Origin of the sequence: Acidiphilium multivorum AIU301 (assembly GCF_000202835.1) — a bacterium.
Lineage (GTDB): Bacteria > Pseudomonadota > Alphaproteobacteria > Acetobacterales > Acetobacteraceae > Acidiphilium > Acidiphilium multivorum.
In genome coordinates, this window is record NC_015186.1 from 2,144,175 (window position 1) to 2,169,303 (window position 25,129).

The window sequence follows — 25,129 nt, forward strand, 5'->3', positions numbered from 1 at the left end:
GCGATACCCGGATTGACGCCGCCCTAAAAAAGAACAAAATAAGAACAAAGGACAAGATCATGACCAGTGTGGCGCTCTTTTCCGGTCTGCAGTCCCCGGAGATCCGACCGGGGACTGTGCATGAAATCGCCGGCGATCAATCCATCGTGAGTTTCGCGGCCCTGCTGCTCGGCCGCACGCGGGGGGCGCCGATCTGCTGGGTCGGCAGTTCGATCGATCTCTACCCGCCAGGGCTTGCCGGGCTGGCGCTCGATCCCGGCCGGCTCGTCATGGCCGAGGCGGAGCGGGAGGAGGACCGACTGGCGCTGCTCGAAACCGCCCTGGCCGGCGGCCTACATGCGGCCGGGCCGGTGGCGCGGATCTCCCGCCTCGCAGTGCGCCGCCTCGCGCTGGCGGCACGGCGGGGCCAGGCTGTCGGGCTGGTGCTGAATATGGGAAAGGCAAGTGACTCTAATGCGTTCGCGACGAGATGGCGGATTGGCGCAGAACCCTCGGGGCCGGATGGCGCGCGGCGCTGGCGAGCCGAGCTGCTGCATGCGCACGGCGTGCCGCCGGGCTCCTTCGGCCTAGAGCTGGGCCATGACGGCGCGACGTATGCTTTCGATCTGGCTGGCGGCGGGACTGCCCGCCAGCAACCTCTCAGACGCGCCGGCTGAGCAGACCCTCGCGCGGCTCGCCCTGCGCTGCCAGGCCTTCACGCCACTGGTGGCGCTGGACCCGCCGGATGGTCTTCTGCTCGACATCACCGGCTGTGCCCATCTCTTTGGCGGCGAGGCGCAGCTGTGCGCGCGGATCGGCGCCATGCTGCCCGGTGCCCTTGTGGCGATCGGCGCCACCGCAGCGGCGGCACGGGCGCTGGCGCGGCACGGCATGACGGCGGGCGCCAGACTCGACGATCTGCCGGTGACAGCACTCGGGCTGGACGCGCCGGTGGCGCGGCGACTGCACCGGCTGGGCATCAGACGGATCGATGCGCTGGCGCGCCTCTCGCGCGGCGAGATCCGGGCCGGTTTCGGGGAAGACCTGCTGCTCAGGCTCGACCGGCTGCACGGACGGGTCGCGGAGCCGCTGCATTTCCTGCCGCCGCCGGCCGCGTGGCGCGAGGCTGAATCACATCACGACCCCTTGCTGACGGCCGAACAGCTCCGCGCGGCGCTCACACGGCTCGTCATCCGGCTCTGCGACAGGCTGGAGGCAGCCGAATGCGGGCTGACGGTTTTGCGGGTCAGGTTCCGGCGGGTCGATGCGCGGGTGATCGGGGAGACGATCGGCTTCGCCGCCCCCGCCCGCGATGCGCCGCATATCTGTCGGCTACTGGCCGAGCTTCTGAACCGGGTCGATCCGGGATTCGGCGTGGAAGGCCTGGAGATCGAGGGGGAGGTGGCGTCGCTGCCGGCCGGGCAGCCGGAGCTGGGCGGCGCTGTGCGGCCGGATCACGCCCGCACCTTCGACCTGATGGCCGGCCGGGCCCGGCTGTCGCGGCTGGCGCCGGTGGCGAGCCATGTGCCGGAGCGCGCGATGCGCCGGATTCCGGTAACGGAGCCGCCGCCAGGCTGGCCACCCGCCGGGCATCCGCGGCCGGTCCGGCTGTTCGTCCGGCCCGAGCGGATCGAGGTAATCGCGCCGGTACCCGACGATCCGCCGCGGCTGATGCGATGGCGCGGAGCGAGCCATCGCATCGCCCGCGCCACCGGGCCGGAGCGGATCGCGCGGGAGTGGTGGCGGCACGAACCGCGCGAGGCCGCCGGCTGCGCCGAGGCAGAGATGCTGCGCGACTATTATGCGATCGAGGATGAGACGGGGCGCCGCTTCTGGGTGTTCCGCGCCGGGCTGCATGGCGGGGCGCGGCCGCCGCGATGGTTCATCCACGGGGTGTTCTGATGCCCGCCTACGCCGAACTCGCCGCCGCCAGCGCGTTCAGCTTCCTCGAAGGTGCGTCGCACCCGCAGGAACTGGTCGACCAGGCACTTTATCTTGGCCATGCGGCGCTGGGCATCGCGGACCGGAACACGGTCGCCGGCGTGGTGCGCGCGCATGTCGCGGCGAAGCAAGGCGGGCTGCGGCTGCTGGTCGGCAGCAGGCTGGGCTTCGAGGATGGCCCTGACGTCATCGCCTATCCGCGCGACCGCGAGGGCTGGGGGCGGCTCTGCCGGCTGCTCAGCCTCGGCAAGGGGCGGGCGGCGAAAGGCGGCTGCCGCCTTCGCCTCGATGATCTGGAGGACCACGCGGCCGGGATGGCGCTGATCGTGATGCCGCCGCCCTGGCCCGATGCCGCCTTCGCCGCCAGCCTCGACCGCATATCGGGCTTCGGCGCCCCGGTCTGGCTCGGGGCGGCGCGCCGCTATGCGCCGGACGACGCCGCGCGGCTGGAGGCGCTCGCCGCGCTGGCCGGACGGCGGCGGCGGCTGGTGGCGGTGAACGACGTTCTGTATCACGCGCCGTCCCGCCGGCCGTTGCAGGACGTGATGCGTTGCATCCGCCATGGCTGCACGATCGCCGAAGCCGGCTTGCGCCTTGAGCCGCATGGCGAGCGGTATCTCAAGCCGGCGGACGAGATGGCACGGCTGTTCCGCGGCCATGAGGCGGCGATCGCGGCGCAGGCAGAGATTCTGGATGCGGTCGGCTTCACGCTCGGCGACATACGCTACGAATATCCCGACGAGCCGGTGCCGCCCGGCAGGACGCCAGATGCGCATCTCGCCGACCTCGCCTGGGCGGGGGCGGCGATCCGCTATCCCGGCGGCGTGCCGGTGGCGATCGCGGCGACGATCCGTCGCGAGCTCGACCTGATCGCCCGGCTCGGTTACGCGCGCTATTTCCTGACCGTGAACGATATCGTCGGCTTTGCCCGGCGACAGGGGATCCTCTGCCAGGGGCGCGGGTCGGCGGCGAATTCGGCGGTCTGCTACGCGCTCGGCATCACCGCGGTCGATCCCGCCGAGATCGACCTGCTGTTCGAGCGCTTCGTCTCGGCCGAGCGGGGCGAGCCGCCGGATATCGACGTCGATTTCGAGCATGAGCGGCGCGAGGAGGTCATTCAGTATATCTACGGCCGCTACGGCCGCGCGCGGGCGGCAATCGCGGCAACAGTGATCCACTACCGGTCGCGCAGCGCGATCCGCGATGTCGGCAAGGCGCTCGGCCTCGACGCAGCGACGATCGAGACGCTGGCGGCGCAGAGCTGGAATCCGGGCGATGCGCTGTGGTCCGATCCCCGGCTGCGCGAGGCCGGGCTCGATCCGGCCGCGCCGGACCTGCGGCGCGCCATCGGCCTCGCGCGCGAGCTGGTCGACCTGCCGCGGCACCTGTCCCAGCATGTCGGCGGATTCGTGCTGACGCGCACCCGGCTCGACGAGATCGTGCCGGTCGGCCCGGCCGCCATGCCGGGGCGCAGCTTCATCGAATGGGACAAGGACGATATCGACGCGCTAAAGCTGATGAAGGTCGACGTGCTGGCGCTGGGCATGCTCACCTGCATCCGCAAGTGCTTCGCCATGCTGGGCATCGCCGATCTGGCCGACGTGCCGCGCGAGGACCCGCGCGTTTACGACATGCTGAGCCGGGGAGATGCGCTCGGCGTGTTCCAGGTGGAAAGCCGGGCGCAGATGAACATGCTGCCGCGGCTGCGGCCGCGCGCCTTCTACGACCTGGTGATCGAGGTCGCGATCGTCCGGCCGGGGCCGATCCAGGGGGATATGGTGCATCCGTATCTGCGGCGGCGGAACGGGCTGGAAGCGCCGGACATGCCCTCGCCCGCCCTGCGCTCCGTCCTCGGCAAGACGCTCGGCGTGCCGCTGTTCCAGGAACAGGCGATGCGGATCGCCATCGAGGCGGCAGGCTTCACGCCCGGCGAAGCCAACGAACTGCGCCGCGCCATGGCAACCTTCCGCAGTCCCGGTACGATCGAGCGGTTCTTCAACAGGATGATCGAGGGCATGATCGCGAGCGGCCATGAGCGCGATTTCGCGGAACGCTGCTTCCGCCAGATCGAGGGCTTCGGCACCTACGGCTTTCCCGAAAGCCATGCCGCGAGCTTCGCGCACCTGGTCTATGTCTCAGCATGGCTGAAATGCTACCACCCGGCGGAATTCGCCGCTGCCCTGCTGAACGCCCAGCCGATGGGGTTCTATCAGCCGGCGCAGATCGTGCGCGATGCACGCGAGCATGGTATCGCCGTCCGCGCCGCCGATGTAGCGGCGAGTTCGTGGGACTGCACGGTGGAAAGCGGGGCGCTGCGGCTCGGCCTGCGCATGATCAGGGGCTTCAGGGCGGACTGGGCCGCACGGATCGACGCCCTGCGGGCGGAGGGCCGAATCTGCCTGCCCGCGCTGGCATCGCTGCCGACAGCCGCGCTCGAAGCGCTTGCCGAGGCCGGCGCCCTGCGATCTCTGGGCATGGACCGGCGTACCGCGCTCTGGCAGGCCGGCCTTGTGGAACCGCCGGCCTCTTTCCCCCTGCTGTCGCTGGCTGCGCCGCCGCGCGGAACCCCAGACCTGCCGGCGATGCGACCCGAGGACCACGTGGCCGCCGATTATCGTGCCACCGGGCTGTCGCTGCGCGCACATCCGATGGGCTTGCTACGCGGCCACCCCAGGCTTGAGGGGATGATGACCTGCCAGGCCGTTACGGCCTTCGCCGCCGATGGCAGCATCGTCGATCTCGCCGGGATCGTCACCATCCGCCAGCGGCCCGGGAGCGCACGGGGAACGGTTTTCATTACGATCGAGGACGAAACGGGGATCGCCAATCTGATTGTCCGGCCGGCCCTGGTCGAAAGCCTGCGGACACAGGTGATCGGCGCATCGCTGCTCGGCGCGCGCGGACGGGTGCAGCGCAGCGTCGAGAAGGATGCTGCCATCGTGCATGTCCTGGTCGAAGCACTGAGCGATCTCTCCGCCCTGTTGGAGGCGCTGGACCGGCCTTCAGCTGAGGCCGAGCCGTGCGGCACGGTACCGCAGAGGAAGAGCCTGCCACGAAGCCGTGATTTTCACTGACCGCAACACCAAACATAACCATTCATTAACATTCATCCACGATACTGCGCGAGCAGGACCAGAGGACGACAAATGGCCAAAACGCCCACCGCCGCAAAAAATGCTGCCGATACCCCTTTGCCTGAAGCCGGGGCCGAGGAAGCGCCAGCCAAGTCATCAAGACGCAAGCTGTTTGTGATTGGTGGGGCTGTTGCCGCTATCATGCTTTTGGTTGTCGGTCTCTGGATAACGGGAATCCTGCCTCATCTTCTCGGGCAGAGAAATCATCACAAGTTGGCCGGTCCAGTCTATGTCAAGGTCCCTGAAATTGTTGCCAATCTCAATGTACCAAGTGGGCAAGATTCATACGTGAAACTTGAAGCTACCATAGAATTAGCTGATCCGAAATCAGCAAAAATTGCAATGACCGACATGCCGCGCGTTGTAGATGTATTTGAAACCTATCTTCGTGCCATGCGGCCGGACGAATTGCGCGGTGCTTCAGGTACTTATCGCTTACGTGAAGCTTTAATCAATCGTGTTAAAATCGCGACCGCTCCGGCAATCGTTAAGGATATTCTCTTTCAGGAACTGATTGTCCAATAGCTTCGATATCTGGTGGTTTCTTAAAACTTAGGCGCAAAATGGTGCAAACGATGCTAGTAGATCTGCTCGAGTTCGGAACCTGGGGGTTCCAGGTTGTCCTTTTTGGGCTTCTGGTATTCACTCTGATCTATGCGCGCCGTCTGGACCGATCAATCATCCAGATGCGAGCCGAACGGCAGACGTTGCAGGAGCTTATCGACCGGATCGGCACATCTGTGACTGCTGCCATAGACGCCACAGATCGGCTCACGAAAGAAGCGGGCAAGAGTTCCGCTGTACTAGATGAAGCTTGCCAGGCAGCGGCGGTAGCCACCAAGCGTCTCGACGACGCAATAAGCCAGGCAACAATCGTTGCCAATATGCCTCCGCTCATGGAACGCCAGGAAGCTGTCGAAGCACCGTTAAAGCCCGCGATGACAACGCAGCCTCAGAGCACCCACTTGATAGCTCCGCCGCACGGAGTGTTAACCGCCACACCAAATTCCCTTGCACGCCCCTCATCGTCACGACGGAGCGTCAAGTTGCAGAGCAGGGCCGAACGCGATCTTGTCCGGATGTTGGCTGATGTCACCTAACGACTCCCGATCCGGCGGTACTCCACGCCTCCTGCCTATTGTAATGTTCTGCCTATGTGGAACCATCCTCTTCAAGTCGGCTGGCCTCATTGAGGCTGCGTTTGCGAAGACCGAGGCTACGTCGCAAGTAAGCAAGAAGATTGACGCCCGTCATTCCGATGCCGAACCGACAGGACCGAACGCGCCACCGAATTCCAACACAATGCCTTATGCACCCGTCGCTAACTGGACAGATCGCCCCCCTCCGCCTCCTCTTTGCAAGCCAGATCCGCTTGATCAGGCTGGAGAACGCAAGATACTGCTTCAACTCAAGCAGCGGGCTAAACAACTTGATGCGAGAGCCGCTGCTCTGGATCAACGGGAAGCTGAACTGACGGTGGCAAAAGCAGCAATTGCAAAGCAAGTCGCCGCACTCAAGCCATTGGCCAAGCGGCTTGAAGCGATGAATGCAGAGCATCACGCCGCGAATGAAAAGAAGTGGGCTGCTTTGGTTTCCACATATGAAACGATGGATCCACGCAGCGCGGCACGCATTTTTGACGGGTTAGATCCGGAAGTCGTACTGAATGTGCTTCAGCGAATGAATAGCCGGAAATCAGCACCGATACTGGCGGCCATGACTCCCGAGAAAGCACAGATGGTTACTGAGAAGCTTGCGGGAATTTCACAGCCATCCATCGAAGCTCAGCCTGCTGCCTCACTTCTGCCCGATGGCGCGCCATGAATCGTTCACCTCAAAAAAAGATATGTAGCAAAAGAATTAAAATGTTGCTGCATATTTGCGGCATTTTGGCTGTCAGTACGGAACCGTCCCTCGCCATCAGTACGAAGCCATATTGGTTTCGTATTCTTGTTCCAAATAATTTAGCGCCGTCCCAAATTGGCCAGGCAATTTTCCGTGAAGGAAATTATGAATACATCGTACTGGCAGCCAAGCTCCCTGTTCGGAAATTTGCCCTCCGCCAAGTCACCGGCATTCCAGATGCCACAGTAGTTCATCTCCCCGGCGCAACGGTCTTACAAATTCCGCTTCCGCTTGGACAAGACATAATTACAACGGTCGGCAATAGTTCGTTTCTTGCCTATCCGGTTGTTACCCACACCCACTAAATGTAGGGTGTGTCCATTCCCCGGAATAAAGCTCGTCAAAGGTTGGTGCGGCTGCCCTACCCGCGATTCCGAGCAGCGAGCGGAACGCGTTGAAGGGATAGAGGCGCCGGTTGAACCGAAACGTGAATTCATTGAGGTAGGCTTGTAGATGTTTGGCGCTGACCCCGTGATGGATGCCGTTGATCCAGGTCTTCAGGTTGGTAAAGACCAAGTGGACGATCGGCAGGAATTCTTCTGCCACCTCCGGGTCGCCGCATTCGGCGATTGCATGGTGGTCGAACCCGCGCCTTCCGAGACCGGCATAGCCGCTCCAGTCGTCGGTAACGATCAGCGATCCGGGAGCAACGGCGTTTTCGACGAATCCGCAGAGCGAATTGGCGCTACGGTCGGGGACAACAGCGAGACGAACGCGTCCCGCGTAGCGACCGTCTTTCCGATTGTCGAGCTTGGTTCCCGGTTTCCGGTGGCGCACCTCCACGGCACAGGCGACGAGAACCTTGTGATGGACACCCCGTCCATCGCCTCGGGTTCGTCCTCCAACCCACGTTTCATCCACTTCGACGTGTTCTTGCGGCGTGTCGCCAATCTTGTCGCGCTCGGGGCGCACCATCCCGGCGCGCAGCTTATGAAGGATGCCGAAGGCGGTCTCGTAGCGCGACAGGCCGAGTTGCCGCTGAAATTGGACGGCCGACATTCCGGGCGTCTGGCTGGCGATCAAGTAAGCCGCCCAGAACCAAGTCGACAGCGGCGTGTGACTGCGTTCCATAACGGTCCCAGCCATCAGGCTTACGTCTTTGCGACAGGCCCGGCAGCGCAGAACGCCCGGGCGCGCCTCGAAACGGAACGGCTCGCCAACGACGCCGCACCTTGGGCAGGCGAACCCTCCATTCCAGCGGGCGCTTTCGAGATAGGCGGCACAGGCCGCGTCGTTCGGGAAAATACGCTGGAATTCCGGCAGAGACTGCGGGAACGGCAGGTCTTCACGGGCCAGGACATCCATGCCCAACACTAGATCTAGTAGGTATGGGAGTCAACCGGATAGGCAAGGTTCGTTTCATGTAGATATAGCGAAATCAATTGCATCAAAAGCAATGCCTGTTTCATTCAATAAGGGTGCAATCAATCTGAAGTGTGATCGATCCGCAGCGGTCGTATCAATGTCGGATCCTCGGACTGGCCGTCCCTTGCTTGTCGGCACTGTGCTTGGGTCCTGCTCGATAAAAAGTAATCTCAGCGGCCCAGGATATCGGTTCATACCGGCATCTCGTGGAATTGCCGTGGTAGCGTCATCCGATGCAATAACGCTGTCTCCAGAGCCATCAGGCTTTGTATTGCAAGCAATGGAGCCTGAAGCCAGGCTGCCGATCGGAAATCCATTTGTAAAGCCACCTTTGACAGACGTTTCAGACACTCCGAATGGCATAAATTTACCACAATACGGCATAATCGGATTGAGACGAAGGCTTGGTATTGAACGGGTAGCAGTTGCGGAAGCTCCGCCTCTCGATAGGCGAGAGGCAACATTTCGCCTAGCTCGCGTGATGCTCGCCTTGGATATGGGGCCCGAAGCTGGAGCTGCCCTGGATCGTCTAGCACAGAGCCAACCATACATCGTGCGGAGCGCGCAGTGGCAGTTGCTGCATGCTGTTTCAGATATCGTCTCATTTCATCCGAACAAGGCCCTGAAGCATCTTCAAAAGATGCCGAAAAGCGAAGACCAGGCGAATTTTTGGCGCGGGGTTGCCGATGCAGAAATTTATAATAATCAGAATTCTGGTAATATTCTTAGAAAATACATTAATGTTTTGTCGGCGTTACCAGTTGCATTAAGAGGACAAGTTACCCCAATTGTTGCCGAAGCACTTATTAGATCTGGAAAAATTCATGCTTTGGAGCAATTATTTCAATTATTCCCAAATGAGAAATACCTCCGGCTGGAGAAAGCGGAGCTGCAGGAAAAATTAGGCAATAACAAAAATGCTCTAATAAGCTATCATGATATAATAAAATCGAGAAATAATCGTGATGCTGCCATCGCTTTCTCACGCATGATTATGCTTGAATATAAGTTGAATAAAATTGATGCCAAATCGGCGGCGTCTTTATTATTAAACCATATCTATGATTGGCGGGGGGAGCATCATGAATTGTCCCTACGCTTGCATTTAGCCCAACTTCAGGCGGCTTATGGTGCATGGACAGAGGCAATGGCCGGTTTGAATCGCGCACTTATATTATTTCCCAACGAGACTGATTCAATTAATGGGTTGCGGCAAAAATTCTTTAACACACTTGAAAATGATGATAATTTAAAAAAAATGAGTCCATTGGCTGCCGCTGCGCTAATTGAAGATAATATGGATCTTATACCAGGTAGTTCGCTTGGTATGCCGGTGCTAAAGATATTGTCTAGTAAACTTCTTGATCTCGGCCTCAATCATCCGTCCGAAAAAATATTTAATACAATCATAAAAACCGTAAAAAATGACCGAAAAAAATTTGAATTGTCAATTGATTTAGCAAAATTTCAAATTAGGCAAAATAATCTGGACTCGGCACAAATTATATTAAACCGAATCAACAACCTGCCCCTTTCTTTTGACCAAAAAAGAATAATTGACAAATTGAATAATGAAATGGAAACAATGAAGAAGAATAAACATGTAGATGAAAAAATATTCATCGAAGAAAAACATAAAAACAGTGAATTAAAAAAAATTATTATTGACGCTGACCGGAAAAAAGATTGGAAGACCGAGGAGCATGCGTTGTCTGCTCTAGCTAGACTGCAAATCCCCAAAAGTGGAATGCTTAGCAATTCTGAAGCGCAGATTGCTGTAAATTTAGCTTTTACAGCTTCAAAGATGCATGATATTTCAAAAATTAATGAAATAAAAAATGATTATATCAATAGAATTCCGGCAGGACCGCAGTCGGCTTTGTTTATGGTGATAACCGATCCACCGATATCAAAAAAAGGAAATTTGCAGGATGCAATCAGGAAAATAAAAAACTTAGAAAGTGTAGTAGGCGATAATAAAAAATGAATGGTTCTTTTCTGATACTGCGAGAATGCCATTTCGGAACGACTCAGGAATTATCTTGTGAGGGGTGACTTGCCAGATGTGATTGTGGGAGGTGTTCGAAGCCTTGCCGGAGACACAATATGGACTTGCAACCACCCGTGCACAGCATAGGTTCTGTACCTATTGCGATGACTACAGAGGATTTGATCCAAGCCGCTACTGAGGGCCATGGAACATGGCGGGCCTTTCCTGGCTGAACGACACGCAATGGGCGCGATCGAGCCGTTACTACCTCAGAGCCTGAATCTGAATGGTAGTGTGTGATGATCTTGTCATCGAAGCCCGGAAACCGGCGCTGGCGTTTGGCGATCAGTTGCGGATCGAAGCTGCCCGCACGGTCACGGGGAACCGCAATCTCGATCTTCTCCGTGCCGGTCGACACCGACTTGCGGCCGTAGCCGTTGCGGCTGTTCTCAACTTCCGTATCATCACTCAAATGGTAATCCATCTCCGCCATCAGGCCCGCTCCGCCAGAGCCTTCTTCTGCGCGTTCACCAGATCACCCGAGTACAGGGCTGCCGCCGCATCATCGCCAGTCAGCAACTGATCCAATAAGTCGTCCGGGATCGCCAGTGCTTTCCGTCATGCCATATGGGGCTTCCTTTCTACCCATTATCCCAAACACACACAAAATTCAGGATAGTGCCCGATACCCTGGTCGACGGGCGCCGCTTCCGCATCCTGTGTGTCATCGACGACTTCAGCCGGGAGTGCCTTGCGGCCGTTGTCGACAATTCGATCTCCGGGGAACGCGTGGCCCGAGAACTGGATGCGATCGCCGAACATCGTGGCTCCGCGCCCCGCTGGCTCGGCGGCTCCCATTCCTGACGTGCTACGGAGCCGAACTCACTCCAAACGCCATGCTGAAATAGCAGCGGGATCGCGGTGTCGCATGGCACTACATCGCGCCAGGAAAGCCCATGCAAACGGCTTCGTCGAGAGCTTTAATGGCCGCCGCAGGGACGAATGCCTCAACGAGCATCTGTTCCGCAGTTATCGCCACGCAAGAGACATCATCGAAGAATGGAGGATCGGCTACGACCTGAACAAACCACACACGAGCCTCGACGGTCTCACCCCGACCGAATTTGCAAACTAGTCCAGAGCGGACCAAAACACGAACAGCGCCAACTTATGGACGCTGACAAATTGGGGAGCAGGTCAATTCCCTAATTTATTCGACATTCGGAATCGACTCAGCTCGGTTGCCTGACCGAGGATCGAGCGATCTCCGAAGCGGACGCAGCCTGCAATAGCGGCACGACCTGCGCCCGCAGCCATGCGAGTGCCGGGTCACGGTCGTTCTGCATCGACCACACCAGAGCCACTGAAGGCAGGCGGAGGTCGAGTGGAATCTCCGCGACCGTGAGGCCGAAGCGCGGCGCATAGCGTGCTGCCATTCGCGCTGGCAACGTGGCGATGACCGGTGCCTCGGCGGCAGTAGCCAGAACGGTGAGAAAATCGGACGCCGCCAGCACCACATGCAGCGCCTTGCCGGCGCGCGCCAAAGCCTCGGACAGGCAGCCCTGGATATCGTCCTTCAACGTCATCAATGCATGCGGATGCGCAATGTAGTCGGCAGCGGTCAAAGGCAACCCGGGCTGCACGAGATCCGGATTGAAACAGCAAGCAAGTGACTGTTCAAATAGCGGCGTGCCGCAATGCCGTTCCAGCTCGTAGTCGAAACAGCCGATGGCAAGATCGAGTTCACCGTTATCCAGCATGCGATGTGCGTCACCCCGCGCAACCGAGCGGGTCAGCAAGCTGATGCCCGGAGCATGGGCCTGCAAATAGGCAGTCAGCCTGGGGAGCAGTAGAATCTCCAACTCAGACGAAAAGCCAAGCCGTACTATTCGCGTTTCGGATTGCGGGTCGAAGGGCTTGCCGTCTGTCAGGGTGTTCTGAATCTGCAACAGAAGCTCGCGCAGCCGCGGCGCCAGCGCGATCGCCTTGGCAGTCGGATTCATCGCCGTGCCGACACGGACCAGAACCTCGTCATCCAGGAGAAGCCGCGGCGTTGACAGCGCGTGGCTCATGGCCGGTTGACCGAGTTTCAGCCGCTGCGCCGCCCGCGTCACGCTGCGCTCGGTCATCAGGGCGTCGAAGGCGGCCAGCAGGTTGAGGTCGAAGGAACGGAGATTGAAGTGATCGATAGAGCGCATGACCGAAATCGATTTGCATGATGACCCCACGGACCATAGCTTCCCGTTCATGACGCAGCAATCCTCCAACGGCGCAGAACCCCCGCTCTCCTTCCGGGTCGGCGATGCGCTCGTGACCCGTATCCCTGAACTCCGCTGGACGAATGCCGATCCTGCCCGGCTCTATCCCGATCTCGACGCCGCAGCACTGGGCGCCTATGGCAGCCAACTTTCGGCCGGCTCCTACAATCCTGATACGGGCAAGCTCGCCCAGGGCACGCATTCCTGGCTGGTGCGTCATGCCGGGCGCGTCATTCTGATCGACACCGCCACCGGCAACGACAAGCCGCGGCCCAGCGCCCCGATGCTGGACCGTCTCGACACGCCCTATCTGTCCCGCCTTGCGGCCGCCGGGGTGACGCCGGAACAGGTCGATCTCGTCCTGCTGACGCATATTCATGCCGACCATGTCGGTTGGAATACGGTGCTGCAGGATAACACCTGGCAACCGCTCTTCACCCGCGCACGACATGTCTATTCCGAAACAGAGGCACGTTACGCCGCCGCCTTGGACGGCTTCGCGCCTGCGCCCGATCTGCCTCCAGCAGATCTCGGCCGCGCGGATCATCCGCCCATGCCGCAGGTTTATACCGATAGTCTGAAACCCGTGATCGACGCCGGCCTGGGCCAGGCCATCGCGATCGACGGCAAGGAGATTGCGGACGGCCTCTCCTTCCATCCCGCACCCGGGCACAGCATCGACCATGCCGTTATCCGCCTACGCTCTCGCGGTGAGGAAGCCTGGTTCATCGCCGATATCATGCATCATCCACTGCAGGCGTACCGGCCCGATCTGCGGTCGGTCTACTGCGAGTTTCCCAAGACAGCAGAGCAGTCGCGCCGCGGTGTATTGGCGCAAGCCGCTGAAAGTGGTGCTCTCTGCTTTTCCGCCCATTTTGCCGAAAGCGGCGCCGGCCGTATCACGCGGAACGGCCCCGGGTTTGCCTGGAAGTTCGTAAATCCGAAGGAAAACTCTGCATCATGAGCGACCTCACCACCGAAAACCGGCTCATCCCGAGTGATACACCGGGCATTTCCCTCCATCTCCGCCGCAAGCGCCGCACCGGCATCGCCGCCTTCGGAGCAGAACGCACCCTGCTGCTCATGCATGGCGCGACGCTCCCGGCCGAAAGCCTCTATGACGTGCCGGTCGGCGAAGGCGCTTTCATGGATGTGTTGGCAGAAGCAGGCTTCGATGTCTGGGCGCTGAATGTGCGTGGCTTTGGCGGTTCGACCCGCCCCGCCGGCATGGATGGGGCGCCGGACGCAGCCCCGCCTCAAGTCTCCACCGCGGAAGCGGTACGCGACCTGGCTACTGCTGTGGATCACATCCGGGCCGCGCAGGATCTTCTTCAGTTGACTCTCATCGGCATGTCCTGGGGCGGCACGGTGACTGGCACCTACAGCGCGACTCATCCCACCAATGTCGCGAAACTCGTCCTCATCGCCCCGCAATGGCTGAGCGACGGGCCGCCGCGCATTGATCCGGGTGGCCCGGTGCCGGCCTATCGCCGTTTCGATGTCCATGCCTTCCGCAACCGCTGGCTTGAAGGCGTGCCGACCGAGCGGCAGGAGGAGATTTTGCCCAGCGCATGGTTCGCCGCCTGGGCCGAAATCATTCTGGCGAGTGATCCGGCGTCCAAGGACGGCATCATTCGCGCCCCTGCCGGCGTCATCCAGGATGTGCGGGATTATTGGTCCGTTGGCCGTCCATTCTATGAACCGGAAGCGATCACCGCGCCTGTGCTGCTGCTGCACGGCGAATGGGATCTGGATGTGCCGCTGCCGCGCATGTCGGCCCTCTTTCAGCGCCTCACTGGTGCCCGCTATCGGCGCTGGATCGAGATCGGCGAAGCCACACATATGATGGTGATGGAACGCAACCGCTGGCAAATTCTGAGCGAAATCCTGCTTTTCCTCCGCACATTGCCTGGATAGCCGCCGCTCGCGATGCATCGCGAGTGGTCCTGAAAGCAGTGGGCTTTCGGTAGAAGCTCGAGTGCAAGGGCGTATGCAGGCCGCAGTTTGACGCCGGAATTGGCCATCCGGTTCACTGGGCATCGTGACAGTCGTCCGCAGGCGACTAAATCTGGTGCCCGATCACACCCGGTGCCGCATGAAGGCGGAAGGTGGTCTGTCCAGAATCCGCTTGAACATTGTCGTAAAAGCCGCCGGGCTTTCGTATCCCTGATCCAGTGCGACGACCGTAACCGGTGTCCCGTCCGCGAGACGCGAGAGCGCAGCCAGGACGCAGGCCCGCTGACGCCAGTGGAGGAGAGTAGTCCCGGTTTCACGCAGGAAAAGACGGTTGAGGCTACGCCGACTCATGGCAAGGCCGCGGGCCCAGTCATCGGCCGTAATCCGGATATCGGGGGCGTGCAGGAAGCGACGGCACAGCTCCAGCAACGCGGGGGACGCAGGAAGCGGCACATGAAGGGGTAAAGCCGCGGCACGGCCGATCTCGTGCAGCAATAGTTCGAACAAAGCCCCATCCCGTTCCCCGGCTTTGTAGTCCGCAGACGCTTCCACCGCTTCGATAAGCAACTGTCGTAACAAGGGCGTCACTTGCAGCACTTCGCAGAATTGCCCGGAGCGTGGTGCGACAGGTGGATCGACATACACACTGCGCGTGCTTGCGCGCTGCATCAGGACCTGATGCGAATGGCCCGCCGGGATCCAGACCGCTTGCTGCGGCGGCACGATCCAGGTGCCGTTTTCCGTGTCCACCCGCATCGTACCCACGGCGGCGTAGAGCAGCTGCGCGCGGGCATGGCAGTGCCATGATAGCAAGGTCCCGTCCGGGTAGTCTGTGCCGAAGGCCAATACCGGCCGATCGATGCCGTCGCTGCGGGCGACAGGGATCTGGCGGCTGTTCATCGTGGCGTTCCCGTTTTGGCGCATTCTCGAAAATATCTGACCTATCATCGCAAGCAGGGCAAGATTTATCTGTGTAGAGCGATCCTGTTCGAAAGCGGGAATACGGCGTGCTGACCTACCTGATTCTGACTGTCTTTGGCGTCCTCAGCGGTGTGACAACGGTGCTCTTCGGCTTTGGCGGAGGCTTTGTCATCGTCCCGCTGCTCTTCTCGATCCTCACGGTGGATCTGGGGCGGGGTACGAGCGCGAGTCCTGCCGCCATGCACGTGGCGGTTGCCACGTCGACCGCAGTAATGGTGGTCAACTCTTTCATGGCGACGATGCGACACGCACGGCTCGGCAACCTCGTCGCGGCTGAACTCTGGCCACTCGCAGGATACATCGCGATCGGCGCAGGTATCGGAGCGATGCTTGCGACCAGCGCTTCCGATGACGTCATGCGCTGGGCCTTCGTGGCCTACCTGGGCGTGACAATCCTGGATTGCCTGCTGCGGCGCGGCTTCCTGTCCAGGGCAGCAGACGACGGCCCCCTGCCGAGGATGCCGGCCCAGTTTACGGCCGTTGCCGGTATCATCATAGGCACGATTGCGACCTTTCTCGGCGTGGGGGGCAGCGTGATGACGGTTCCGATGAACCGGCGGCGGGGCATGGACATGACTCGGGCCACGGCCATGGCAACGCCGCTCACCCTGCCGGTGGCATTGATCGGCGCGGGCATCTACATGCTGCTGCCAGCCGATGCCGTAGCGGTCTCGCAATGGCAAGTGGGAAGCGTCGATGGGCTCGCCTTCGTCGTTCTCGTGATCGGGTCCCTGCTGGGCATCCGCGCGGCAGCACCCTTCATCGGGCGGATTCCGGATGGCTGGCACGCCCGGACCTACCTGCTTCTTCTGGTCGTCGTGCTGATCGGCATGATCGTCTGATCGCCCGCGGAAGCGGGCCGTCCGTGCCGTCGTCGGCCTTTCCCTTCACGCGATCGCCGGGGCGGCACAAAATTACGCCCAGGGGCGGTCGCCGACAGAAGTGGGAAAGCGCTCGCAAGAGGGAATTCTGTACAGGTGGGTGCCAGAGAGATTAAAGACCGCCCCGCTATGTCGCTGGGGAGGGGCGAAGCGACGCGTTTGGGCCGCTACCAGACATAGCGCACGGCTAAACCGAGATCTTGCATGGAGCTGTTATCGCCCCATGCTCCCTCCCAATAGGCTTCAGCGCGCCAATGTCCGGTTCCGATCACTTTCACTCCCGCGCCTTCCGTGTAAGCTGCTGTTGCTGCCACGGTCGCCGTCTGCACCGAACTCGAGAGTTGCAGCGTCTCAACGTTACTGTAGCGGCACTGCCCGACGCTGCCATAGCCGCCGGTTGAAACGAACGGTTCGACAGTTCCGAAAGATCGGCGCAGGACCATGCCTCCGGTTATGCCCGCGGAGATCCGGCCGAGATCCGTGGCGAGCGCCTCATAGGTCAGACCCAAACTGCCGACCCCAGTCTCCACCACCGTCCCGATCTGTGTATGAGCGTAGGCTGCCTCGATATCCGGAGCCAGGAAGAACAGGCCCTGCCGCAGCGCATACTGCGCCCGCATCGCCGCCACGTCATAGAGTCCAGCCCCGCCGGCACGGGCACCGATGCCGAATTCCGGCACCGAGCGCTCGAAATTGTCAGAGAGACCGCCCACCGCATTACTGAAGGATATCTGGAGATGGCGATGATGATAAATCCCATAGAGGGCGATGCCGGTCTCCGTATTGTTTACCGTGCCGTAGCGGCCACTCGTGCCCGTGAACAACGCATTCACGGCAAAGCCCGCAATCCAGACGGGCGAGATCGGAAAGCCGCGTCCGACCAGCGTTCCGCCTGTGCGGAAGTCGAAGCCATTCGCGCTCCCGAAATTCCCGAGCGCATGCATCCAGACGCCCGAACGCGCCGAGCCTGCACTATCGCCGCCAAGGATTGCGTCAATGTCGTCGAACAGCGCCTCGTTGATGGCGAACCGGCTCGCAACATAAGCCCGGCCGCTATCGACCAATACCGGCTGCGGGCTGAGTTCGAGATACACATCATCCGGCTGGTAAACGACGCTGGGGAGGATGTAAGGGCCGAAGCTGCCCGCGTAGCCGACCTGCGAGAAAGTCCCGGAGACCCCGCCACTCGCGTGGATAAGGTCGTACTTGCCGCCGATTGCGTAGGTGCCAGAGCCGAGATCGATACCGAGCGCGCCGGAAAGCGTCGCCCGTCCGCTCGCCAGCAGCTGAGAATAGCCGGTGCCGATTGTCATCGTCGGGGTCGCACCGAGCACCAGCAAGCCACTCCCGCTCTGGGTATAGTCGCCGCTGAGCCTGACCGATTGCCTGGAGCCGGAGAGATCGAATGTCGCGTTGTTCGTCACCGCGGCGGAATCGACAATTCCACCGGTTCCCGAAAGCGCAAGCGTGCCGGCATCGATCGTCGTCGCTCCGGTGTAGGTGTTCGCCCCCGTCAGCACCAGCGCTCCGCCACCCTGCTTCACGAGATCGCCGGCGGGACTCCCCGGGGTCGCGTTGGAAATCACGCTGCCGATCGTGGTGGTTTTGCCGCTGGCAATATCGAAGGTCGGATCGCCCTCGAGCACGATCGGGTCAGTTATGGCCGTCGTGCCGGTGACACTCAGTTCCGCGGGCATCGTGGCCGTACCCAGAAGCGCAAGCGTCCCCGAACCCAGAGCGCTCGCAGATGCGATCTGCAGCGTGGCGCCGGCCAGGACCTGGATGCCGCCGGTGAACGTATTCGCCCCAACGGGATCAAGGACGATGACGCCGCCGGCACTCGGATTGGACGAGATGATCAGATGCCCTGGCGTGCTGCCATTGGCATTAGAGAAGACGCCTGTGAAGATCAGTGTATGGCCGGCGGCATTCAGTGTGCCACCCTTGCCGGTGATGGTGAAGGAGGCAGCCGTGGTGGCGTTGGCGTCGCTGGTCAGGCTGCCTCCGTCGAACTCGGTGGTCAGCGACGATCCGACGTCAGATAATTGCCCGCCCTGACCGGAGATATTGGATTGGGAGAGAAGGAAGCTGATGTAGCCGTTTCCAAAATTTCCGGCGACCGAGATGGCGTTGCCGGAGCTGCCGGCGGTCGCCGAGATCAGCGTGAACCCGCTTGCTTCGTAAGAACCGCCGCCGCCACCGCCGAAGCTCAAATATCCCGAGCCGCCGCCGCCGCCCGAATAGCCGCCACCGCCGCCGCCTTCGGTGGTCCCGGCTCCGCCGCCACCATAACCGCCCGCCTCGCCGTATCGTGCAACACCGCCGGCGAGAGACGGGTAGGCGGCGCCGCCGGTCGCGAAAGAACCGCTGTTCTGCCCAGCCGTAAGAAAGCCGCCCCCGCCCCCGCCATGGTCGTAGGGGTTAGCTGCGCCGCCATCGCCGTTGCTACCCCCGGCCCCGGCGCCCGCGCCACTGCCAGAGGCACCTGAGGTCGTAACCTGTCCGCCGCCGCCGCCGCCTCGATTGGAGCCAGCGCCGCCGCCGCCGCCCGCGACCACGACCAATGTGTTGCTCGACTGGTCGAACACGAAGCTACCTCCCCCGCCGCCGCCGCCGCCATAAGTCGAGCTACTCCCGGCCCCACCCGCAATGAGGTTCAGGACCTCGCCAGCGGAAAAATCATAGTCGCCGACGATCACGGCACCGGCGCCGCCTTGCCGTGAATTGCCACCATTGCCGCCCTGGGCGCCCGCGACTGTGATCTGGTAGGTTCCCGTGATCGCGATGCGCAGGGTTTGGGCGGCGCCGGTATAGCCAAAGGTGACGCTCTGAGCCCAGGCATTACCGACAATTGGCAAGCAGGCGAGAAGGATGCCCGCCACGAGAGTCCTGCGGGATTTCGACGCGGCGAGGCGAGATGTCACAACAAGCACAATCCGGAGTTTCTGGCATGGCGGGTGAGGAAACCGCATATCCACTTTCTTGCTTGTGATTCGATGAGGCGAAAATCCGTTTCGTCGTCTTTAGGCAGCAAAGGGTTAATATTGCCTGCTTACCCATGAATCTCCGCCAATTTCAGTAGTCTGTAGGGCATTGGCGGCGCGTGGATGACAGCGTATCCGAGCCTTGGGATCATACTCGCGAGATCGTATCGGCGATTATAGCGGTACTCGAATTCGGCGAGATATCGCGGCGCGTGCTTGCTGCTGATCGCCCGGTAGGTGCCGACGATCGCGGACTTGATGTTCCCCAGGGTGGTGTTGACCCATCGGAACACCGGGTGACGCGCGGCTTCGGCACCGCCTCCGGTGACGATCGCCTCGTGCGCGCAGCCGGCGTCGGCGACCCGATGAAAGCAGGCCAACCCATCGCTGACGACGTTGCAGGCAGGATCGAGACTGTGCAACGCGAAGCGTGAAATCGCCTGGCCGGTGAACCCCGCGACCCGGCGCAGTTTCAGCCGGACCGGCTTGCCGTCTTCGGTCGTCTCGACCGCCGCGACAAACGGCGTCTTGCCCGGCGCGCCGCGTCCGCGCTTGCCGCCGGAGCGCTGACCGCCGAGAACCGCATCGTCGATCTCGACCCGCCCTTTCAGACGTTTGCGCCCGTCACGCTCCATCATCGCCTGCTGGAGCTTGTGCTTGAGCATCCACGCGGTCGTCTGCCGCACGCCGAGGCGCCGTCCGAGTTCGATCGAGGAGATCCCCTGTTTGCTCTGCGTCATGTGGTATATCGCGCGGAACCACGTGCGCAGGGGCAATTTCGTCGCCGCGAAGATCGTCCCTGCGGTCGGCGAGGTCTGGCGACGGCAGCGCGTGCACTGAAACAACCCGCGCGCGGTATGGATACTATGCGCCGTGCCACCGCAGACGGGACAGGAAAACCCATCCGGCCACCGCAGCTTGATGACGACCGCCCGGCACAGTTCCTCGGTGCCATACAGCCGGTCAAATTCTGCCTCGCTCAGCCCCTTCTGAAACTGCACCGCGTTGCGCGCCATCCAAACCTCCCGATCATGCCAGCACGTTCATGTTTCGTACCGCGCCAGAATCAGCGGATCAAGATGGGTAAGCAGGTAATATTGTGAGTATCCGTTCAGGCAATGGGCCGGAAATGACGCCCAAGGCCTTGCCGAAATGGCTCAGCAATGCGGAAGCGACGTCGCGACCGCCGTGCGCAAAGACTCGGGACAACGTCTCTTGTCGCCCTCAATGAGTGGTTGGGCAGCACTTTAGGTTCTGGCCTCAACTGATCCATGAGGTGACGGCGAGGACGAGACAGATACCCGCGAGGAAGTTTCGTGCGGTTTTGTCGTAGCGTGTGGCGATGGCGCGCCAGTCCTTGAGCCTGTAGAAGGCGCGCTCGATGAGATTGCGCTTTCTGTAGGCGACGGGGTCGAAGGCCGGTATGGCGCGACGGTTGGGCATTGGCGAGATCACTGGCCTTGTGCCCTGCCTGGTGAGGAAGGCGCGGAGATCATCGGTGCGTAGGCTTTGTCGGCGATCGGGTCTTCTAACGGCGGCATGGTGGGCAGAAGCGTTCGGGCGCCGCTGATATCGGATGCCTGTCCTGGCGTCAGGAGGACGGCGGCGATGCGCCCCTGCTCATCCGCGACGGCGTGGATCCTGGTCGTCCGTCCACCCCTCGACCGGCCGATCGCCTGGCTTTGCACCCCCCTTTACCGCCCGCGGCCGCGCGATGTGCCCGAACCAAGGTGCTATCCACCATGGCGATGCGCGGCGGATCCGCGCAGGCGACAAGAGTGGCAAACATCTCCCGCCAGAGGCCACGCTGGCTCCAGCGGTTGAACCGGTTGAATTCGGTGGTTCGTGGCCCTTAGGCATCCGGAAGAGCTCGCCATCGCGAGCCCTCGCGAATGCGATGCAGGATGCCGCTCAGCACCCGGCGATCGTCAACCCGCGGTTTGCCGCCGAAGTCCGGCGGCAGTGGCTCGATCGCTGCCCATTGCGTGTCGTTCAGCCAGAATAGCTCCGGCATCTTCCAAGCCCTCCGAAGAGGCTTGAATCAAACGCGCCGCCGTAGTCATGCAATAGGTACAGAACCTAGAGCCGCGCTCTTGTGCTGCGCGGGGTATTGAGCAGCAGGTTAGTCTCGCTGGCGGTAATGCCGGGAATCAGCCGGACCCGGCGCAGGATGCCATCCAGATCGGCGAGGGTGGGTGAGGCCAACTCGACGATGAGATCCCACCGGCCATTGGTTGTATGGATCTCGACCACCTCGGGAAAGGCGCTGAGGGCGCGGACCACCCGGTCGGCGGCGTGGCCTTCAACCTCGATCAGCATGAGGCCGCGTACCGGTGCGGCAACAGTATCGGCCCGCAGGATCACCGTGTAGCCGATGATCACGCCGCTCCGTTCCAGTCGGTCGATCCGTGCGCGAACCGTCGCCCTCGACACGCCGAGTTCGATCGCGAGGTCGGAAATGCTTCGCCGGCCGTCATGGCGGAGAAGGGTGATCAGCCTGTCGTCGAGCGGATCGTTCTGTACCATGAAGGAGGTGCCATTCTGATCAATTCAGCTTTTCAGAATGCTAGATACCACTTGAAAACATGTCAATTTTCCGGGTGCATTCCGCCGCCAGCCTCTGGTTTGATGTGTATGGCAATGGTGACGGAGGAGCAATCGATGATGCAGCGGAAGCAATGCCGGCTGATCGGTGTTCCGGTGCAGGATGGCGCCGGCAGGCCTGGTTGCGAGATGGGGCCGAGCGCGTTCCGAGCCGCAGGAATCGCGAGCGCCATCCGCGATCTCGGTCACGCGGTGGACGATCTCGGCAATATCGCACCCCGTCCGACAGCATCGAAGCCGCATGGCAACGGCACGGTGAAGTGCCTGCCGGAGGTTGCCGGATGGACGTCTTCTCTGGCCGAGGCTGCCTATTCGGCATTCGATGCCGAGGATGCCTTTCCGGTCTGCCTCGGCGGCGATCACAGTCTCGCTGCCGGGTCGCTGACCGGCCTGGCCCGCCGGGCGGCGGAGCGGCAGCGCGAATTCTTCGTGCTCTGGCTCGACGCCCATCCCGATCTCCACACGCTCGATACGACCCGAAGCGGCAACCTGCACGGCGTTCCGATGGCCTATGCCACCGGGCAGGCTGGGTTCGAGGGCTATTTCCCGCCGGCCGCGGCACGCATCCGTCCGGAAAATGTCTGCATGCTCGGCATCCGCAGCGTCGATCCGGCGGAGCAGCGCATCCTGGAAGGCGCCGGCATCACGGTTTACGACATGCGCGCCATCGACGAGCACGGCGTCGTCCCCCTGCTGCGTGACTTTCTTGCCAGGGTGGCGGCGGCGAACGGCCACCTGCATGTCAGCCTCGACGTCGATTTCCTTGACCCAGCAATCGCGCCCGGCGTCGGCACCACGGTTCCCGGCGGGGCCACCTTCCGCGAGGCGCATCTGGTGATGGAGATGCTGCACGACAGCGGCCTGGTCGGCAGCGTCGACCTCGTCGAACTCAATCCCTTTCTCGATGAACGCGGCCGCACCGCCATCCTGATGGTGGACCTGCTGGCCAGCCTGCTCGGCCGCCGCGTGCTCGACTATCCCACACGGAGCTTCTGATCATGATCCCGAACCTGAATATCGTGCCGTTCGTCAGCGTCGACAACATGATGAAGCTCGTGCTTCGCGTCGGCATCGAGCGCTTCATCGCCGGCCTCGCCGAATATGTCGAGGAGGATTTCCGCCGCTGGGAGACCTTCGACAAGACGCCTCGCCTCGCCTCGCACAGTGCGGAGGGCGTGATCGAACTGATGCCGACCAGCGACGGCCGCACCTACGGCTTCAAATACGTGAACGGCCATCCGAAGAATACGCGCGAGGGGCGGCAGACCGTGACCGCCTTCGGCGTCCTGGCCGATGTCGGCACCGGCTATCCGGTCCTGCTGTCGGAAATGACGATCCTGACCGCCCTGCGCACGGCGGCGACCTCGGCGGTGGCCGCCCGCCACCTCGCGCCGCGGGATGCCGCGTGCATGGCGATCATCGGCAATGGTGCGCAGTCCGAATTCCAGGCCGTGGCCTTCCGCGCCCTGCTCGGCATCCGGCAGCTTCGCCTCTACGACATCGATCCGGCGGCAACGCGGAAATGCATCCGCAACCTCGCCGGGTTCGGCTTCGACATCACACCCTGCCAGTCGGCGGAAGAGGCGGTGGCCGGCGCGCAGATCGTCACCACCGTGACGGCCGACAAGCAATACGCCACGATCCTGACCGACAACATGGTCGGCGCCGGCATCCACATCAACGCCGTCGGCGGCGATTGCCCGGGCAAGACCGAACTGCATCGCGACATCCTGATGCGCTCCGACATTTTCGTCGAATACCCGCCGCAGACGCGGATCGAGGGGGAAATCCAGCAACTCGCGCCGGATCATCCGGTGACCGAACTGTGGCAGGTCATCACCGGCGCCGCGCCGGGCCGCGCCAATCCGGGGCAGATCACCCTGTTCGACTCGGTCGGCTTCGCAACCGAGGATTTCTCGGCCCTGCGCTATGTGCGGGACCAGTTGGCCGGAACCGGGCTCTACGAGGGACTCGACATGCTGGCCGACCCCGACGAGCCGCGCGATCTGTTCGGCATGATCCTCCGGGCGGCCGCGCCGGCGCCGGCGAAGGCACCGGCCGGGGCCTGACCCGTACCCGGCGGGGCGCTGTCGCGATTCTTTGTGCGTCATCCCCTTTGATTTCCCTGCCGTTTGCGTCAATCTGTATCCGCGAGAGGAAATCGGATGCAGAACCAGAACACCGAAAGCCCGGACCGACCCCGAGATTTGCCGATCGCCGACGAGCAATTCTGCGACCTCGCCGGCGGGACGCGCCTCTGTTACCGGGTCCGCGGCAACGGGCCGCCGATCCTGCTGATCGCCGGCCTGCAATTGCAGTTGCACTCCTGGCCGGTCGCCATGGCGGATGGGCTGGTCGAGCGCGGCTTCAGCGTCATCACCTTCGACAATCGTGACGTCGGCCGCTCGTCCCGCATCGGGATCGCACCGCCCTCGAAGCTGCAACTGCTCCTGCGCCGGGCCCGGACGCAGGACTACGACCTGACCGACATGGCGGCGGACGCCGCCGGCCTGCTCGAATACCTTCGCCTCGGCCCCGCGCATGTGGTCGGCATGTCGATGGGCGGGATGATCGCGCAGACCCTGGCGGCGACACGGCCTGACCTGGTGCGCAGCCTGACCTCCATCTTCTCGACCACCGGCGCGCGGCGGGTTGGCCAGCCGGCGCTGGCCTCGCTGCTGCGCCTGCTGCAGGGGCCGCCGCGCACGCGCGAGGCGGCGGTGCAGCGCTTCGTCGACTCGATGCGCGCGATCGGAGGCCGCGGCTTCCCGATCGATGCGACGGCGCTTGCCGATTACGCCGGCAAGGCCTGGGATCGTGGCGGCCCGGACCGCGATGCCGGCATCGTGCGGCAGATCACCGCGATCGTGAAATCCGGCGACCGGACCGCGATGCTGCGGCGGATCACCGCGCCGACGCTGGTGGTGCATGGCGACCGGGACCCGATGGTGCACCCGAGCGGTGGCCGCGCGACCGCGGCGGCGATCCCGGACGCGCGCCTCGTCGTCATTCCCGGCATGGGCCACGACATCGCGCCGGGCGTGGTGCCCCGGCTGCTCAACCTGATCTGCGACAATGCGGCGCGGCCCCCATCCGCGGCCGCCGGTTCCGGATCGCCCGGTCCAACACGCTGACGCGCAGGAAATCCGCC

At 62.1% G+C, this 25,129-nt stretch carries 20 protein-coding genes and 3 pseudogenes; 15 read left to right on the forward strand and 8 right to left on the reverse strand.

The features are described 5' to 3' along the window. The first annotated feature begins 59 nt into the window (after positions 1–59). The 7 genes from ACMV_RS09590 (at position 60) to ACMV_RS20825 (ending at position 7,264) form a co-directional block, all read left to right on the forward strand. Entirely contained in the window at positions 60–656 is a 597-nt protein-coding gene (locus tag ACMV_RS09590; protein WP_231844330.1) for an ImuA family protein, read from the forward strand. Then, entirely contained in the window at positions 580–1,881 is a 1,302-nt protein-coding gene (locus tag ACMV_RS09595) for a Y-family DNA polymerase (RefSeq protein ID WP_172637326.1), read from the forward strand. Before ACMV_RS09590 ends, ACMV_RS09595 begins: the two co-directional genes overlap by 77 nt. Continuing rightward, positions 1,881–4,994 (forward strand): error-prone DNA polymerase, encoded by a 3,114-nt coding sequence (locus ACMV_RS09600; protein WP_013640294.1) that lies wholly within the window; start codon positions 1,881–1,883, stop codon positions 4,992–4,994. Before ACMV_RS09595 ends, ACMV_RS09600 begins: the two co-directional genes overlap by 1 nt. A 72-nt stretch (positions 4,995–5,066) precedes the next feature. Further along, entirely contained in the window at positions 5,067–5,579 is a 513-nt protein-coding gene (locus tag ACMV_RS19810) for a flagellar basal body-associated FliL family protein (RefSeq protein ID WP_013640295.1), read from the forward strand. A gap of 50 nt (positions 5,580–5,629) precedes the next feature. Continuing rightward, the gene (locus ACMV_RS09605) at positions 5,630–6,154 is read left to right on the forward strand and encodes a hypothetical protein (protein ID WP_172637327.1); all 525 of its coding nucleotides are present in this window, start codon (positions 5,630–5,632) and stop codon (positions 6,152–6,154) included. After that, complete coding sequence (locus tag ACMV_RS20820; protein ID WP_138919228.1) at positions 6,144–6,878, forward strand: MotE family protein; 735 nt, start codon at positions 6,144–6,146, stop codon at positions 6,876–6,878. Before ACMV_RS09605 ends, ACMV_RS20820 begins: the two co-directional genes overlap by 11 nt. Next, a complete protein-coding gene (locus ACMV_RS20825; protein ID WP_148360983.1) occupies positions 6,875–7,264 on the forward strand; it encodes a hypothetical protein in 390 nt (129 codons plus the stop codon). The genes ACMV_RS20820 and ACMV_RS20825 overlap by 4 nt, the downstream gene beginning before the upstream one ends. On the opposite strand, the gene ACMV_RS09610 is transcribed toward ACMV_RS20825, so the two are convergent. Then, positions 7,248–8,264: an IS1595-like element ISAcr1 family transposase gene (locus tag ACMV_RS09610; RefSeq protein ID WP_007421341.1), complete on the reverse strand. Its 1,017-nt coding sequence runs from the start codon at positions 8,262–8,264 to the stop codon at positions 7,248–7,250. The two genes, ACMV_RS20825 and ACMV_RS09610, sit on opposite strands and share 17 nt — an antisense overlap. A gap of 277 nt (positions 8,265–8,541) precedes the next feature. Between ACMV_RS09610 and ACMV_RS19815 the strand changes: the two genes are divergently transcribed. Further along, positions 8,542–10,311 (forward strand): tetratricopeptide repeat protein, encoded by a 1,770-nt coding sequence (locus tag ACMV_RS19815; RefSeq protein ID WP_231844331.1) that lies wholly within the window; start codon positions 8,542–8,544, stop codon positions 10,309–10,311. A gap of 292 nt (positions 10,312–10,603) precedes the next feature. Here the strand turns inward: ACMV_RS19815 and ACMV_RS19820 are convergent. Next, positions 10,604–10,923 (reverse strand): annotated as a pseudogene (locus ACMV_RS19820) (transposase); the annotation flags it as partial. A gap of 69 nt (positions 10,924–10,992) precedes the next feature. Here ACMV_RS19820 and ACMV_RS21505 point away from each other — a divergent pair. Further along, positions 10,993–11,449 (forward strand): annotated as a pseudogene (locus ACMV_RS21505) (integrase core domain-containing protein); the annotation flags it as partial. 97 nt (positions 11,450–11,546) lie between these two features. Here the strand turns inward: ACMV_RS21505 and ACMV_RS09625 are convergent. After that, positions 11,547–12,512 carry a LysR substrate-binding domain-containing protein gene (locus ACMV_RS09625; RefSeq protein WP_013640302.1) on the reverse strand — a complete coding sequence of 322 codons (966 nt, stop codon included), beginning with the start codon at positions 12,510–12,512 and terminating at the stop codon, positions 11,547–11,549. Here ACMV_RS09625 and ACMV_RS09630 point away from each other — a divergent pair. Beyond that, positions 12,511–13,536, forward strand: coding sequence for an MBL fold metallo-hydrolase (locus tag ACMV_RS09630; RefSeq protein ID WP_013640303.1), 1,026 nt, complete (start codon positions 12,511–12,513; stop codon positions 13,534–13,536). The two genes, ACMV_RS09625 and ACMV_RS09630, sit on opposite strands and share 2 nt — an antisense overlap. Further along, positions 13,533–14,489, forward strand: coding sequence for an alpha/beta hydrolase (locus tag ACMV_RS09635; protein WP_013640304.1), 957 nt, complete (start codon positions 13,533–13,535; stop codon positions 14,487–14,489). The genes ACMV_RS09630 and ACMV_RS09635 overlap by 4 nt, the downstream gene beginning before the upstream one ends. 162 nt (positions 14,490–14,651) lie before the next feature. Here ACMV_RS09635 and ACMV_RS09640 read toward each other — a convergent pair whose 3' ends face one another. Next, positions 14,652–15,428 carry an AraC family transcriptional regulator gene (locus ACMV_RS09640; RefSeq protein ID WP_013640305.1) on the reverse strand — a complete coding sequence of 259 codons (777 nt, stop codon included), beginning with the start codon at positions 15,426–15,428 and terminating at the stop codon, positions 14,652–14,654. Between the two features lie 107 nt (positions 15,429–15,535). Between ACMV_RS09640 and ACMV_RS09645 the strand changes: the two genes are divergently transcribed. Next, positions 15,536–16,351: a sulfite exporter TauE/SafE family protein gene (locus tag ACMV_RS09645; RefSeq protein WP_013640306.1), complete on the forward strand. Its 816-nt coding sequence runs from the start codon at positions 15,536–15,538 to the stop codon at positions 16,349–16,351. A gap of 206 nt (positions 16,352–16,557) precedes the next feature. Here ACMV_RS09645 and ACMV_RS21825 read toward each other — a convergent pair whose 3' ends face one another. From ACMV_RS21825 to ACMV_RS09670, 4 genes and pseudogenes are all read right to left on the reverse strand, one after another. Further along, positions 16,558–19,272 (reverse strand): autotransporter-associated beta strand repeat-containing protein, encoded by a 2,715-nt coding sequence (locus tag ACMV_RS21825; protein ID WP_013640307.1) that lies wholly within the window; start codon positions 19,270–19,272, stop codon positions 16,558–16,560. 170 nt (positions 19,273–19,442) lie between these two features. Further along, entirely contained in the window at positions 19,443–20,390 is a 948-nt protein-coding gene (locus ACMV_RS09655) for an IS1595 family transposase (RefSeq protein ID WP_013640308.1), read from the reverse strand. A gap of 244 nt (positions 20,391–20,634) precedes the next feature. Continuing rightward, positions 20,635–21,388, reverse strand: a pseudogene (locus ACMV_RS19830) (IS5 family transposase). 65 nt (positions 21,389–21,453) lie between these two features. Then, positions 21,454–21,900 carry an Lrp/AsnC family transcriptional regulator gene (locus tag ACMV_RS09670; protein ID WP_007424761.1) on the reverse strand — a complete coding sequence of 149 codons (447 nt, stop codon included), beginning with the start codon at positions 21,898–21,900 and terminating at the stop codon, positions 21,454–21,456. 135 nt (positions 21,901–22,035) lie between these two features. Here ACMV_RS09670 and rocF point away from each other — a divergent pair, with 135 nt between their 5' ends. From rocF to ACMV_RS09685, 3 genes are all read left to right on the forward strand, one after another. Continuing rightward, positions 22,036–22,974, forward strand: a complete 939-nt coding sequence (gene rocF / locus ACMV_RS09675) for an arginase (protein WP_427942185.1) — start codon at positions 22,036–22,038, stop codon at positions 22,972–22,974. A 2-nt stretch (positions 22,975–22,976) separates the two neighbouring features. Beyond that, positions 22,977–24,047 carry an ornithine cyclodeaminase gene (locus ACMV_RS09680; protein ID WP_007424759.1) on the forward strand — a complete coding sequence of 357 codons (1,071 nt, stop codon included), beginning with the start codon at positions 22,977–22,979 and terminating at the stop codon, positions 24,045–24,047. A 96-nt stretch (positions 24,048–24,143) separates the two neighbouring features. Then, on the forward strand, positions 24,144–25,112 hold the full coding sequence (locus ACMV_RS09685; protein WP_048858054.1) for an alpha/beta fold hydrolase: 969 nt from the start codon (positions 24,144–24,146) through the stop codon (positions 25,110–25,112). Positions 25,113–25,129 lie beyond the last annotated feature (17 nt).